Source organism: Streptomyces sp. NPDC017993 (assembly GCF_044328065.1).
Taxonomy (GTDB): Bacteria; Actinomycetota; Actinomycetes; order Streptomycetales; family Streptomycetaceae; genus Streptomyces.
Window position 1 is genome coordinate 257099 of record NZ_JBIRGO010000004.1, and the last position, 13126, is coordinate 270224.

General features: G+C 71.7%; 12 protein-coding genes. 9 read left to right on the top strand and 3 right to left on the bottom strand.

Annotated elements, in window-relative coordinates; all coding sequences use genetic code 11:
• Positions 1-30: 30 nt before the first annotated feature.
• The 3 genes from ACH4FH_RS08515 to ACH4FH_RS08525 all read left to right on the top strand — a co-directional run bounded on the left by ACH4FH_RS08515 (position 31) and on the right by ACH4FH_RS08525 (position 2818).
• Positions 31-1644, top strand: a complete 1614-nt coding sequence (locus ACH4FH_RS08515; protein WP_398555215.1) for an ATP-binding protein — start codon at positions 31-33, stop codon at positions 1642-1644.
• Positions 1641-2213, top strand: a complete 573-nt coding sequence (locus ACH4FH_RS08520; RefSeq protein WP_398554997.1) for a hypothetical protein — start codon at positions 1641-1643, stop codon at positions 2211-2213. The genes ACH4FH_RS08515 and ACH4FH_RS08520 overlap by 4 nt, the downstream gene beginning before the upstream one ends.
• Positions 2214-2404: 191 nt before the next feature.
• On the top strand, positions 2405-2818 hold the full coding sequence (locus ACH4FH_RS08525) for a DUF1992 domain-containing protein (RefSeq protein WP_398554998.1): 414 nt from the start codon (positions 2405-2407) through the stop codon (positions 2816-2818).
• 75 nt (positions 2819-2893) lie between these two features.
• Here the strand turns inward: ACH4FH_RS08525 and ACH4FH_RS08530 are convergent, their stop codons facing one another.
• Complete coding sequence (locus tag ACH4FH_RS08530; RefSeq protein WP_398554999.1) at positions 2894-4174, bottom strand: DUF4185 domain-containing protein; 1281 nt, start codon at positions 4172-4174, stop codon at positions 2894-2896.
• Between the two features lie 423 nt (positions 4175-4597).
• Here ACH4FH_RS08530 and ACH4FH_RS08535 point away from each other — a divergent pair, with 423 nt between their 5' ends.
• The 5 genes from ACH4FH_RS08535 (at position 4598) to ACH4FH_RS08555 (ending at position 11361) form a co-directional block, all read left to right on the top strand.
• On the top strand, positions 4598-6496 hold the full coding sequence (locus ACH4FH_RS08535; protein ID WP_398555000.1) for a methylmalonyl-CoA mutase family protein: 1899 nt from the start codon (positions 4598-4600) through the stop codon (positions 6494-6496).
• Positions 6496-8739 (top strand): methylmalonyl-CoA mutase, encoded by a 2244-nt coding sequence (gene scpA / locus ACH4FH_RS08540; RefSeq protein ID WP_398555001.1) that lies wholly within the window; start codon positions 6496-6498, stop codon positions 8737-8739. The genes ACH4FH_RS08535 and scpA overlap by 1 nt, the downstream gene beginning before the upstream one ends.
• 13 nt (positions 8740-8752) lie before the next feature.
• Entirely contained in the window at positions 8753-9760 is a 1008-nt protein-coding gene (gene meaB / locus ACH4FH_RS08545; protein WP_398555002.1) for a methylmalonyl Co-A mutase-associated GTPase MeaB, read from the top strand.
• A 111-nt stretch (positions 9761-9871) separates the two neighbouring features.
• Entirely contained in the window at positions 9872-10615 is a 744-nt protein-coding gene (locus ACH4FH_RS08550; RefSeq protein WP_398555003.1) for an SDR family oxidoreductase, read from the top strand.
• A 314-nt stretch (positions 10616-10929) separates the two neighbouring features.
• Positions 10930-11361 carry a VOC family protein gene (locus ACH4FH_RS08555; RefSeq protein WP_398555004.1) on the top strand — a complete coding sequence of 144 codons (432 nt, stop codon included), beginning with the start codon at positions 10930-10932 and terminating at the stop codon, positions 11359-11361.
• Positions 11362-11449: 88 nt separating this feature from the next.
• Here the strand turns inward: ACH4FH_RS08555 and ACH4FH_RS08560 are convergent, their stop codons facing one another.
• A complete protein-coding gene (locus tag ACH4FH_RS08560; protein ID WP_398555005.1) occupies positions 11450-11911 on the bottom strand; it encodes a DUF6333 family protein in 462 nt (153 codons plus the stop codon).
• Between the two features lie 209 nt (positions 11912-12120).
• On the bottom strand, positions 12121-12609 hold the full coding sequence (locus ACH4FH_RS08565; protein WP_398555006.1) for an ATP-binding protein: 489 nt from the start codon (positions 12607-12609) through the stop codon (positions 12121-12123).
• A gap of 196 nt (positions 12610-12805) precedes the next feature.
• Between ACH4FH_RS08565 and ACH4FH_RS08570 the strand changes: the two genes are divergently transcribed.
• Positions 12806-13048: a DUF397 domain-containing protein gene (locus ACH4FH_RS08570; RefSeq protein ID WP_398555007.1), complete on the top strand. Its 243-nt coding sequence runs from the start codon at positions 12806-12808 to the stop codon at positions 13046-13048.
• Positions 13049-13126 lie beyond the last annotated feature (78 nt).

The following is a 13126-nucleotide window of genomic DNA, read 5'->3' on the forward strand; positions in this document are numbered from 1 at the left end:
GTCGGCCGCCTGGTGCCGGCCCTCCCCCGTCTGCGGCGGGGCGGTCCCCAGTTCCTGCGGGGGCTGCGGGCCCGGCTCGTGGTCGCCTTTCTGCTGGTGGCGGCCGTCAGCGCGCTGACCACCGCGGGGCTGACCTACCGCGAGGCACGCAACGCCATCCTCCAACGCTCGCAGGACATCGCCGTCAACGACCTGCGGGAGCAGATCAATTCGCTGGCGCCCGAGCTGCCGGTACCGCCGTCGCAGTCGGACCTGGACTTCTTCCGCGTCCAGCTGGAGCGCTCGGGCAAGTCCCGGGACTGGGACATCTCCGTCCACTACAGCGGTGTGCCGGACAGCGGCGGAGGGGGCCTGCGACGGGGCGTGGTGGTGCCGGCCGAGCTCAAGGAGTCGGTCGAGAAGCGCCATGTCCCGGCTTTTCAGCGGGTCGAGCGTGACGGCGCGCCGTGGCTGCTGATCGGGATGCCGGTCCGGCAGTCCGACGGCGACGCCTCCGCCCTGTCGGTCTACGCCCAACTCCCGCTGAATGCCGAGGAGTCCAACGTCGAGGCGTTGGTGAGCGCGGCGCAGCGGGGCGCGCTGCCGGTGCTTGCGCTCGCGGTGATCCCCGCGCTGTTCGCGGCGCGCGGCGTGCTGCGGCCCGTACGGGGCCTGCGGCAGGCCGCCGGGCGGCTCGCCGAGGGCAAGCTGGACACCCGGCTGGAGGTGAAGGGGGCCGACGAACTCGCCGACCTTTCACGGTCGTTCAACGACATGGCCGCGCGGCTGGAGGAGAACATGGCGGAGCTGCGGCGGCTGGAGGCCAACGCCCGGCGGTTCGCGGCGGATGTGTCGCACGAGTTGCGGACGCCGCTTGCGGCGATGTCCGCGGTGACCGATGTCCTCGATGAGGACGCGGACTCCCTGGACCCGGACACCGCCTCCGCGGTCCGGCTGATCAGCCAGGAGACCGGCAAGCTGGCGCGGATGGTGGAGGACCTCATGGAGGTCTCACGTTTTGACGCCGGGGCCGCGTCGCTGCACCTCGACGAGGTGGATGTCGCCGAGACGATCCGTAAGACACTGCAGGCCAGGGCCTGGCAGCAGCGGGTGGCCGCGGACCTGCCGGACGGGGTACGGGCGCGGCTGGACCCGCGCCGGCTGGATGTGGTGGTCGCCAACCTGGTGGGCAACGCCCTGCACCACGGCGGCGAGCCGGTGCGGGTGCTGCTGCGTACGCCGGAGGCGGGTGCCGACCGGCTGCTCATCGAGATCCGCGACAGTGGTCCCGGCATCGACCCCGAGGTGCTGCCGCATGTCTTCGACCGCTTCTACAAGGCGGATTCCGCGCGTGCCCGCTCGGAGGGGAGCGGCCTGGGTCTGGCCATCGCGCTGGAGAACGTACGGCTGCACGGCGGTTCGGTCCGTGCCGCCAACTCCCCTGAGGGCGGTGCGGTGTTCACGGTGGACCTGCCGCTGCGCCATGACACGGGAAATGGCGAGCCCTCCCGTCACCCGGCAGAAGCACAGGAGATCGCGGCGGAGGGCGAGGCCGGGCCCGCCGCCCTGCCTGCCGGTGACGGCCCCGCGGCGGCTGCCGGCAGCGCCGTGGAGGGCGACCGGGATGCCGTACGCCCCTCGGCCGGGAAGGAGAGCGACGGATGAACGCCCTTGACGCCCTGATGTCTGTGAGGGCGCGGCGGATCGTGCTCAGCGGGCTGCTGGGTGCCGCGCTGTCGGGCTGCGGGGTGGCGACCACCGACGTCATCGACGCGGGTGCGCCCGCGGTCGGTGTCAAGGATCCGGGCCAGCCCGAGGCGGACGTCCAGTTGTTCTTCTACGGGCTGTCCGGGCTGCGTTCCGCGACCCGTCCGGCGAAGGCACCGGCCGACCCGGAGGAGGCGATCCGGTTGTTGCTGGACGGGCCGAACCATGCCGAGCGGCAGCGTGGCCTGTCCAGCGTGCTGCCGGAGTTCCCGGGGCGGCTGACCGCCGGCACCCGCCAGGGCACGGTCGAGATCACGCTGCCCATGAACGCAAAGCTGCTGGACTCCGCTTCCCTCAATCAGCTGGTGTGCACGGCTGCCAATGCCCGCGTCCCCGGGGACAAGCCGTCCGGCCAGGTCACGGTGACGCTGGTGGGCGCGGGTGTCCGCGTCGGCCCCATGGTGTGCGGCGGCAACAACGCCTTCCCCGTCGTCCAGCCGACCCCGACGGACACGCGGACCAAATGAACGAGACCCGCGGCTGAGGCCCGGAGCCGAGAGGGGCCTGCGACGATCCAGGGCAGCCGGGGATGGGCACGCGGCAGCTCCCCCTTCACATTCACCGGCACCGGCAAAACCGCCCGCCCCGCGCTACGGTGAAGGCAGGCACCCGCGGGCCAAGAGGATCGGACGGCCCTGGACCTCGGGAGAATCACGCGATGACCGAGCGCAAACCCCCCGGCGTCGACTTCGAGACCTGGGTCGACAGGCAGATCCGCGAGGCGACGGAGCGGGGCGAGTTCGCCGACCTGCCCGGCGCGGGAAAGCCGCTGCCCCAGCTCGACCGGCCTTACGACGAGCTGTGGTGGGTCAAGGACAAGATGAGCCGCGAGAACCTCTCGTACCTGCCGCCGACCCTCGTCCTGCGCAAGGAGGCCGAGGACGCGCTGGAGGCGGCGTCCACAGCACCCACCGAGGCCGCGCTGCGCCGCATCCTGACCACCGTCAACGAGCGGATCCGCGCGGCACTGCGCACCCCCCTCGAAGGCCCGCCGCTGAATCTCACCCCGTTCGACATCGACGAGGTGGCCCGCGCCTGGCGGGAGCGGCACGGGCGGCAGAGTTCCGGCTGATCCCGGGCGCCAGGTCATCGGATTGGCCGCCCGGCCATCGGGCCGGTCGGAGCCCGGTAGCGGAGCCGCCGCGGTTCATGGCCCGGCAGGCCCCAGCCGCACGCGGAGGAACCTCGGCCGGTAGAGGTCGACGTCGCCGTTCAGCCGGGAGTCGGTCGGAACGCCGGGCGGGCCGAGCACATTGATGTCGTAGCTGAGCAGGAGCCGGCCCGAGGCCGTGAACTCCGGGTGGACTTGCGGGTTGTAGACGGCGACATCGCCACCGTCCGGGGCATCTGCGGACGGGCGCGGCGGTGTGACGCGGCGCTGCGGGCCGTGCCAGGGGCCCTGAGGCGAGCAGGACCAGTAGCTGGTGAGCGAGGCCAGACCGGCGGCGCCCCCGCTGCCGGTGTCCATGGTGAACAGCACCCAGGTCGGGCCGTCGCGGACGACGGTGAAGGAGCTGCCCACGCCGCGCCGGCCGCCGGCCCGCAGCACCGGCGCGGCGCGCGCGGCCTGCCGCTGCCAGCGGGCGCCGTCCCAGAATCGCCAGCGGTCGCGCTCGGCGAGCCGCCCGGCCGGGACCCGGGCGAGGTAGGCGCTGGAGGCCGGTGACGCCTGCGGGTCGTCGCTGCCGAGAACGTAGCGCCAGGCGCCGTCGCGTACCGACGCCGCGCCGTACAGGACGCGCCGGCCCGGGTCGGTGACGGACGTCTGGTCCACGGCCTCGGTGATGCTCTCCAGGCGCAGTCCCGGCAGGGAGAGGGTGGCGACCTCGGTGCCGCGCGGTACGCCGAAGATCCAGGGGCCGGAACCCGGGGCGCGGTTCCACAGCAGGACGCGGACGACCTTCTCGTGCGCGCCGGGTGCCCGTGGCTCCACGCTCGCGCGGACCGGCCACCGCCAGCCGCCCGGCGGATCGGGGAAGAGGGGCCCCGCGGCGGCACCGCTGCCACCGGTCAGGGTGCGCTCCAGCCGGCCGGAACGCGACATCAGCACGGCGGAGTTGTGCCGGAGGAAGGGTGTGCCGCCGTGGTCGGCGGTGCGCCAACGGTGCGGCAGGCCCTGGGGGTTGGGCGGTGGCTGGACCCGGTCGAGGAAGGTGTCGGAGAACAGCCAGAGGGTCCGGCCGTCGGGGAGCCGTACGGAGTGGGTGCCGTCGCCGCCCGTCCAGTCGTCCACCCGGGTGTTGTCGTCGCCGTAACGGGAGAAGGCGGTGGTGTGCGCGGAATCCGTCGACCAGGACGCCACCGCGCGTCCGGTGCACGCCGGGCCGCGGTCCGAGGCGGCGTCCGGCAGGGCCCACACCACGGCAGACGCCACGAGCAGGGTCAGGAGCGCGGCGGCGGCCACGGGGCGGGCGATCGGCCTGGACATACCGCTCCTCCGTCGGGTGCCGCGCCCACCGTACTGAACCGGCCGGTCCCCCACCCGGTACGCACGCCGAGCGCTCGGCGCGGGCCGGTGGCGCCTTCGCGGGCGGGCGGCCACCGGTCAGCTCCAGGAGATCAGCGCGGCCGGCGGGTGACCGCATGAAGCGATATGCGCATTAAGCGGCACTTTGTCCGTACTCTCGGGCGCGCACCAGCCACCGTGGAACCGGCCCCGACCGCCCGGCAGCCCCCTCCGACCGCCCCGGAGGACGGCCGTACCCGCGCCCCGATCGGGTCGCCACGGCCGCTCCCCCGTTGGCGCCGGCACGAATGTCCACCCGAATACGGACAAGCGCGAGGTCAAAGAGTGCAAGGTCACAGCTGGAGCCCCTGCTCCAGCTAACGGTCGTTCGCCTAGCCTGCTGCCATGACCGCCGAGTCCCCCGAACTCCCCCTGGCCGCAGCATTCCCGGACGCGGACCGAGAACAGTGGCAGCGCCTCGTCGAAGGCGTGCTGCGCAAATCGGGCGTCACCGATGCCGCGGGCGACGCCGCCGAGGACGCGCTCGCCACCGAGCTCCAGGACGGGATCCGCATCCGCCCGCTGTACACCGCCGAGCCCTCCGGTTCCGCCGAGCAGACGGCCGCCGTGGGCCTCCCCGGCTTCCCTCCGTTCGTACGGGCCGGGCGCCCCGAGGGCACATCCGTCGCCGGCTGGGACGTACGCCAGCGCCACGAGCACACCGACCCGCGCCGCGCGAACGAAACCGTCCTCGCCGATCTGGAGAACGGCGTCACCTCCCTCTGGCTGACCGTCGGGGACGGCGGTGTGCCGGTCGCGGGCCTCTCCGAGGCGCTACAGGGCGTCTACCTGGACCTGGCGGCCGTCGTACTGGACGCCGGCGCCGACTTCGAGGCGGCCGCCGAGGAGTTGCTGAGGCTCTACACCGCGGCAGGTGTGCCCCTCGGTGCGGCGTCCGGCAATCTCGGCGCCGACCCGCTGGGCCTGCTGGCCCGCACGGGCGACGACAGCGCCCTGCGCACGCACCTCGACGCGGCCGCCAAGCTGGCCGCGCGCTGCGCCGCGGACGCGCCGGGCCTGCGGGCCCTGGCCGTGGACGCCCTGCCGTACCACGAGGCCGGCGGCTCGACCGCCGAGGAGCTGGGCGCCTCGCTCGCCACCGGTGTCGCCTACCTGCGGGAGCTGACCGCGGCCGGACTGGACATCGACACGGCCTGCCGGCAGCTGGAGTTCCGCTACGCCGCCACGGCCGACCAGTTCCTGACGATCGCCAAGCTGCGCGCGGCCCGCCGGCTGTGGGCCCGGGTCGCCGAGGTGTGCGGCGCGTCGCCCGACGCGTCGGCGCAGCGCCAGCACGCGGTCACCTCCACGGTGATGATGACCCGCCGGGACCCCTGGGTGAACATGCTGCGCACGACGGTGGCCGGCCTCTCCGCCGGCGTCGGCGGCGCGGACGCGGTGACGGTGCTGCCGTTCGACTCGGTGCTTGGCCTGTCCGACGCGTTCGCCCGCCGCATCGCCCGAAACACCCAGTCCGTACTGCTGGAGGAGTCGCACCTGTCGAAGGTGATCGACCCGGCGGGCGGCTCCTGGTACGTGGAGAGCCTCACCGACGAACTGGCCGCCGCCGCCTGGGCGTTCTTCCAGGAGATCGAGAGCGCCGGCGGCCAGACCGCGGCGCTGCGCTCCGGAATGGTCGCCGATCGGCTGGCGCACACCTGGCAGCAGCGCTCCGACAACCTCGCTCGCCGCCGCGAACCGATCACCGGCGTCAGCGAGTTCCCGCATCTCGCGGAGCCCGCGGTGCACCGCGAGCCCGCCCCCGCTCCGGTGGGCGGCGGACTGCCGCGGGTGCGCAGGGACGACGCGTACGAGACCCTGCGGTCCCGGTCGGACGCGCGTCTGGCGGCCACCGGCACCCGCCCGAAGGTCTTCCTCGCCGCGCTGGGGCCGGCCGCGGTGCACACCGCGCGCGTGGCCTTCGCCGCCAATCTCTTCCAGGCGGGCGGCATCGAGACGGTGCAGGAACCCGCCTCGGTCGACGCGGAGTCGGTGGCCGAGGCGTTCCGGCGCAGTGGGGCACGGATCGCGTGCGTGTGTTCGAGTGACGCGGTGTACGCCGAGCAGGCCGGCGCGGTGGCAGCCGCGCTGAAGTCGGCGGGAGCGCTGCGGGTGCACCTGGCGGGCAAGCCGGGCGAGCGCCGGGAGGAATTCGTGGAAGCCGGTGTGGACGCCTTCGTCTTCGCGGGCTGCGACGCGGTCGAGGTGCTGTCCTCGGCCCTGGATGTCATGGAGGTGGCGTGATGGACGACGCGACGCAACAGGCGGGCGCCATCCCGGACTTCAGCACGATCGAGCTGTCGGACACGGCCGAGGGCGCTGCCGGCGCCCCGGGCGGGGGCGACACCGGGCAGTGGGCGGCGGCCGTCGAGGAGGCCACCGGTAAGGGCGTCGAGGACCTGACGTGGGAGACGCCGGAGGGCATCGACGTCAAGCCGCTCTACACCGAGGCGGACCTGGCGAACGTGGACTTCCTGGGCACCTACCCGGGCATCACCCCGTATCTGCGCGGCCCGTACCCGACGATGTACGTCAACCAGCCGTGGACCATCCGGCAGTACGCAGGCTTCTCCACCGCGGAGGAGTCCAACGCCTTCTACCGCCGCAACCTGGCGGCCGGCCAGAAGGGCCTCTCGGTCGCCTTCGACCTGCCGACGCACCGCGGCTACGACAGCGACCACCCGCGGGTGACCGGCGATGTCGGTATGGCGGGCGTGGCGATCGACTCGATCTACGACATGCGGCAGCTCTTCGAGGGCATCCCGCTCGACAAGATGACCGTGTCGATGACGATGAACGGCGCGGTGCTGCCCGTGCTCGCCCTCTACATCGTGGCGGCCGAGGAGCAGGGCGTACCGCCCGAGAAGCTGGCCGGGACCATCCAGAACGACATCCTCAAGGAGTTCATGGTCCGCAACACCTACATCTATCCGCCGCAGCCCTCGATGCGGATCATCTCCGACATCTTCGCGTACACCTCGCAGAAGATGCCGCGCTACAACTCCATCTCGATCTCCGGCTACCACATCCAAGAGGCGGGCGCGACGGCCGACTTGGAGCTGGCGTACACCCTCGCCGACGGGGTGGAGTATCTGCGCGCGGGCATGGCGGCCGGCATGGATGTGGACTCCTTCGCCCCGCGCCTGTCCTTCTTCTGGGCCATCGGCATGAACTTCTTCATGGAGATCGCCAAGCTGCGCGCGGCCCGCCTGCTGTGGGCGCGCCTTGTGCAGCAGTTCGAGCCGAAGAACCCCAAGTCCCTTTCGCTGCGCACCCATTCGCAGACCTCGGGCTGGTCGCTGACCGCGCAGGACGTGTTCAACAACGTCACCCGTACCTGCGTCGAGGCGATGGCCGCCACCCAGGGCCACACCCAGTCGCTGCACACCAACGCCCTCGACGAGGCGCTGGCCCTGCCCACCGACTTCTCCGCCCGTATCGCCCGCAACACCCAGCTGTTCCTCCAGCAGGAGTCGGGTACCTGCCGGGTCATCGACCCGTGGGGCGGCAGCGCGTACGTCGAGAAGCTCACCCACGATCTGGCACAGCGGGCCTGGCAGCACATCGAGGAGGTCGAGGCGGCCGGCGGTATGGCCAAGGCGATCGACGCGGGCATCCCGAAGCTGCGCGTCGAGGAGGCCGCGGCCCGCACCCAGGCCCGTATCGACTCGGGGCGGCAGGCGCTGATCGGTGTCAACAAGTACCGCGTGGAGACCGATGAGGAGATCGACGTCCTCAAGGTCGACAACTCATCGGTGCGCACGCAGCAGGTCGAGAAGCTGAAGCGGCTGCGCGCCGAGCGCGACGAGAGCGCCTGCCAGGACGCGCTGCGGGCGCTGACCGAGGCGGCGAAGTCGGGCCCCGGGGAGGGCCTGGAGGGCAATCTCCTCGCCCTGGCCGTGAACGCCGCCCGTGCGATGGCGACCGTCGGTGAGATCTCGGACGCACTGGAGTCGGTATACGGGCGGCACTCCGGCCAGATCCGTACGATCTCGGGTGTGTATCGAGACGAAGCGGGCCCCTCCTCCGGTGTGGAGCGCACCCGGGCGCTGGTGGCCGAGTTCGAGCGCGCCGAGGGGCGCAGGCCGCGCATCCTGGTGGCCAAGATGGGCCAGGACGGCCATGACCGCGGCCAGAAGGTGATCGCCACGGCCTTCGCCGACCTGGGCTTCGACGTCGATGTCGGCCCGCTGTTCCAGACACCGGCCGAGGTCGCCCGCCAGGCGGTGGAGGCGGACGTGCACATCGTGGGCGTGTCCTCGCTCGCGGCCGGCCATCTGACGCTGGTGCCCGCGCTGCGCGAGGCGCTGGCCGCGGAGGACCGCGAGGACATCACCGTCGTGGTCGGCGGCGTGATCCCGCCGCAGGACGTGCAGACGTTGCGCGACATGGGCGCCGCCGCGGTCTTCCCGCCCGGCACGGTCATCCCTGATGCCGCCCACGACCTGGTGAAGGACCTGGCGTCGGTCCTCGGCCACGAACTGTGAGCCGGTGCCGTTGATGCCTGCGAGGATCGATGTCGAACGCTATGCCGAGGGTGTCCGCGCGGGCTCCAGGGCCTGGATCGCCCGCGCCGTCACCCTGGTGGAGTCCACCCGCGCCGACCACCGGGCGGCGGCCCAGCGGCTGCTGATCGAGCTGCTGCCGCACTCCGGTGCGGCGCGCCGCGTGGGCATCAGCGGTGTGCCCGGTGTCGGCAAGTCGACGTTCATCGACGCGTTGGGGTCCCTGCTGACCGGGCAGGGGCACCGGGTGGCGGTGCTCGCCGTCGACCCGTCGTCCAGCCGCACCGGCGGCTCCATCCTGGGCGACAAGACCCGGATGGAGCGGCTGGCGACCGACCCGGCGGCGTTCGTCCGCCCCTCGCCCACGTCCGGGACGCTGGGCGGGGTGGCGCGGGCGACCCGTGAATCCATAGTGGTGATGGAGGCGGCGGGCTACGACGTCGTCCTGGTCGAGACGGTGGGCGTCGGGCAGTCCGAGACCACCGTCGCCAACATGGTCGACACCTTCCTGCTGCTGACCCTGGCCCGCACCGGAGACCAGCTGCAGGGCATCAAGAAGGGCGTGCTGGAGCTCGCGGATCTGGTGTCGGTCAACAAGGCGGACGGCCCGCACGAACGGGACGCACGCTCGGCGGCCCGTGAACTCTCCGGCGCCCTGCGGCTGTTGCAGCCACCGGACGCCGCCTGGACGCCCCCCGTCCTGACCTGCAGCGCCCGCGAGGGCACCGGCCTGAAGGCGCTGTGGGAACGGATCGAGCAGCACCGCACGCTGCTGGAGTCCACCGGCGCGCTCGCCGAACGCCGACGAGCGCAGCAGGTCGACTGGACCTGGTCGATGGTCCGTGAGCGCCTGATCGACCGCCTCCAGGACCACCCGGAGGTACGCCGCGTCGGCCCCGGCGTCGAGCACGAGGTACGCGAAGGCCGCCTCACCGCGACCCTCGCCGCCGAGCAGCTCCTGTCCGCCTTCGGGCTGCCGGACGCCGCGCCGGACGGGGCCTAAGGGCGTGTCCGTGATCGGCAACGGCGTGGACGCGCGGGCCGGGACGATCTAGCGTCGGATCAGCGACGGCGCCGCACTTCCGCGCGCACCGCACCGGCACACGGGGAGACCATGTCCAACGCGAACGCGTCCAGCGAGAGCACCGAAGCGCCCGTCACTTTCCTCACGGGCGGGTCGAGCGGGATCGGGGCGGAGACCGTGCGCCGCCTGCTGGGCCTCGGCCACCGGGTCGCGGCGACCGGGCGCAGCACGAAGAAGCTGACCGAGCTGGCCGAGGCCGCGGCGGAGGCGGGCGCGGGCGACCGGCTGCTGACGTTCGAGGGGGATGCGGCGGACTGGGGGCAGGTGTCGTCGGCGGTCGAGGAGACCGTGCGCGTCTTCGGGCGGCTGGACCACGCGATCGCCAACGCCGGGTATTCGACCAGCGGCAACGTCGAGACCGGCGACCCCGAGGAGTGGCGGGGCATGGTGCTCACCAACGTCCTGGGTCCCGCACTGCTGGTGCGGGCGGCGCTCCCGGCGCTGAAGGCGTCGCAGGGCCGGATCGTGCTGATCGGGAGTGTCGCGGGGTTCAAGAACACGCCCGGCAACCTGTACTCGATGACGAAGTTCGCGGTGACCGGGCTGGCGGAGAACGTCCGCATGCTGACGACCGGGTACGGGGTCGGCACAACACTGATCGCGCCGGGCCGGGTGCGGACGCCGTTCTGGGACGACCGCCCCGGCGGAGCCGACGCGGCGGGCCCGATGATCTCCGCCGAGCATCTGGTGGACACCGTCGTGTGGGCGATCTCCCAGCCGCGCGGCGTGGACGTGAACACACTGGTGGTCCGGCCGATCGGCCAGCCGAACTAGGGCGCGTCTGCTGGATCACGGCTCGATCCGAAGGCCGACGACGCCCTCGACCACGCCCGTGGCGGCCTGACCACCAAAGACGCGTCACTGCTGAGGGGCGAGTCCGAAAAACCGCTTGGCCGCCGCCCGTACTGATCACTACAGTCGGCCGGGTGACTACCGGGTCGGCCATGGGCCATGCACGAGTGAGGTTCCCGGCCCCGGCGTGAGCGCGCGGCGGGCAAGAGCCCCGCCCCCCTTTCCGAGTCCTTCTGCCCGGCGCCCGCAGGCGGCGCCCATCCCAGCGGATCTCAAGACCCGGAGAGACACCACACATGCCGAACGAACTGCATGACCCCCAGCACGCATCCGAACTGCCCACGACATCAGTTCAGTTGGACCACACCGTCGTCCACGCCAAGGACCGGCAGCTGTCAGCCGAGTTCCTGGCCGCCATCCTGGGGCTGCCGGTCGGCGCGCCCTTCGGGCCGTTCCTTCCCGTCGATCTCGGCAACGGCGTGACGCTCGACTATTACGAGAAGCGTGACGAGCCGATCCAGTCGCAGCACTACGCGTTCCTCGTGCCCGACGAGCAGTTCGACCACATGATCGCCCGCCTGGAAATGGTCGGGGTCACGTACCACGCCGACCCCAACCACACCGAACCCGGGCAGATCAACCGCCTGTTCGGCGGTCGTGGCGCCTACTTCGCCGATCCGAACGGCCACAACATGGAAATCCTGACCCGGCCCTACGTCCGCCCCTAGGGACGTCCGACGGGATGACCCGGTCGCCCTCGACGACTCCGCCCTCGGAGGTGGTGCGGAGAGTCAGGGCCTGGGCCGCCCCAGGCGATTACGCCTCCAGCCAGATCTCTTCCATGCTGCCGATGGCGTCCTCGGTGTGCCTCACGCGAAAGACGGACACGGCACGGCCGGTGTGCGTGAAGGGGACGACCTTCCTGAGGGCAAGGGCGGAGAAGCCGCCCCAGGCGAAGACGTTGACGTCGTCGTTCATGTCGATGCCCCCCTCGGACAGTTCCTCCGCGGTGATACCGAAGGCGGCGGCCACATCGGTCGGGGATCCCGCGAAGTCCCAGTCGTCCTCTCCGTGCCAACCGGCGGCGAACAGGCGCGTCCCGTCGGGATGGACGATCTTCCAGGCGCCGTAGGTCATGTGGTAGTCGATGGTGCAGGAGGCGATGATCACGGCTTCGGGGAAGCGCTCGGCGAGGGACTCCGCTTCCTCCTCGACCGGATAGATGCCGTTGCAGTGCACGAGGCCGGGGTCGGTGATCTCGGTGACGTTCCCCAGCATCCGACCCGGACCAGTTCCAGCTCCGCGCGCGGGCCGGCGTCCATGTACGCGGGGACGTACCGGAGAGAAGTTTCCGTCATACCCGTGACAGTAACTTCGACGCGGCCCAGCAAAAATGCTGACCAACTCTCGGTCCCAGAAGCCTATTTGAGCAGTCCCTCAGGTGCGGGCCTCACGGAAGGACCACCGCACCTTCTTCCTACGTACCGTCAGCCGCGCACCGAGGACACCGTGGCCCACACCGTCTTCCCCGACCGGTCCGGCGGTGTCCAGCCCCAGGCATCGCTCAGCTGGTCGACGATGTGCAGGCCCCGGCCCGACTCGGCGAGATGGTCGGGCACCTTGACGACCGGCGCAGTGGTGCCGGCGTCGGAGACCGCACACAGCACGGTGCTGTCCTGCCGCGTCAGCGCGAGCCAGGCCGGACACACCGCAGCCGGCCCGCCCACGCCGGCGCCGTACCGCAGGGCGTTGCTGACGAGTTCGGAGACGACCAGGGCCGCGTCCTCGGCGACCGAAGAACACAGTCTCCAGCTTTCGAGCGTCGCCCGGGTGAAGCGGCGGGCCTCCGCCACGGTACGGGCGGAACTGCTCAAGGCGCAGGCGGCGAAGCCGTCGGGGCCCGGCATCCACCAGGCGTCCTCACACGGTTCCTCCCGAAGGGCGTCGTGCACGGTCTCTGCCGGATGTGTCGTCATCACGATCTCCGCGAAGGGGCATTCGGGGCTGGGCTGGATTGCCCTGGAGGGCTAATATCCTCGTCAGTCGTCCCCCGCTGCAAGTGCATCTGCAATTACATCGGTAAGGACGGTCGCACAGGGGCTTGTTCACGCCACCGTGATCGCGAGCCCGGAACAGGGGCGGGGGCCCGTCCTCCAGCAAGGAGAAGCTGTTATGAAGCCGGTGACCAACGGCATGCAGGCGACCAGCATCGAGCGCGCCGTGTGGCGCAAGAGCCGCCGTAGCAACCCCAGCGGCAACTGCGTTGAGCTGGCGGTTCTTTCGGATGGCGGGGTCGCGGTGCGCAACTCGCGGTTCGCTTCGGGGCCGGCCCTGATCTACACGCGCGACGAGATGGCGGCCTTCGTCCAGGGCGCCAAGGACGGCGACTTCGACGACCTCGTCCCCCGGGACTGACGCATATGTCGACCGGATAGTCAGCACGGCTGTACGTACGCACCGGGCGATGGGACACTGGGCGTTCGCCCGACCACT

Bases quoted from the DNA above. Each gene is read 5' to 3' on its own strand.
- ACH4FH_RS08520 (WP_398554997.1), top strand. From the start codon at position 1,641: ATGAACGCCCTTGACGCCCTGATGTCTGTGAGGGCGCGGCGGATCGTG.
- ACH4FH_RS08525 (WP_398554998.1), top strand. From the start codon at position 2,405: ATGACCGAGCGCAAACCCCCCGGCGTCGACTTCGAGACCTGGGTCGAC.
- ACH4FH_RS08530 (WP_398554999.1), bottom strand. From the start codon at position 4,174: ATGTCCAGGCCGATCGCCCGCCCCGTGGCCGCCGCCGCGCTCCTGACC.
- ACH4FH_RS08535 (WP_398555000.1), top strand. From the start codon at position 4,598: ATGACCGCCGAGTCCCCCGAACTCCCCCTGGCCGCAGCATTCCCGGAC.
- scpA (WP_398555001.1), top strand. From the start codon at position 6,496: ATGGACGACGCGACGCAACAGGCGGGCGCCATCCCGGACTTCAGCACG.
- meaB (WP_398555002.1), top strand. From the start codon at position 8,753: ATGCCTGCGAGGATCGATGTCGAACGCTATGCCGAGGGTGTCCGCGCG.
- ACH4FH_RS08550 (WP_398555003.1), top strand. From the start codon at position 9,872: ATGTCCAACGCGAACGCGTCCAGCGAGAGCACCGAAGCGCCCGTCACT.
- ACH4FH_RS08555 (WP_398555004.1), top strand. From the start codon at position 10,930: ATGCCGAACGAACTGCATGACCCCCAGCACGCATCCGAACTGCCCACG.
- ACH4FH_RS08560 (WP_398555005.1), bottom strand. From the start codon at position 11,911: ATGCTGGGGAACGTCACCGAGATCACCGACCCCGGCCTCGTGCACTGC.
- ACH4FH_RS08565 (WP_398555006.1), bottom strand. From the start codon at position 12,609: ATGACGACACATCCGGCAGAGACCGTGCACGACGCCCTTCGGGAGGAA.
- ACH4FH_RS08570 (WP_398555007.1), top strand. From the start codon at position 12,806: ATGAAGCCGGTGACCAACGGCATGCAGGCGACCAGCATCGAGCGCGCC.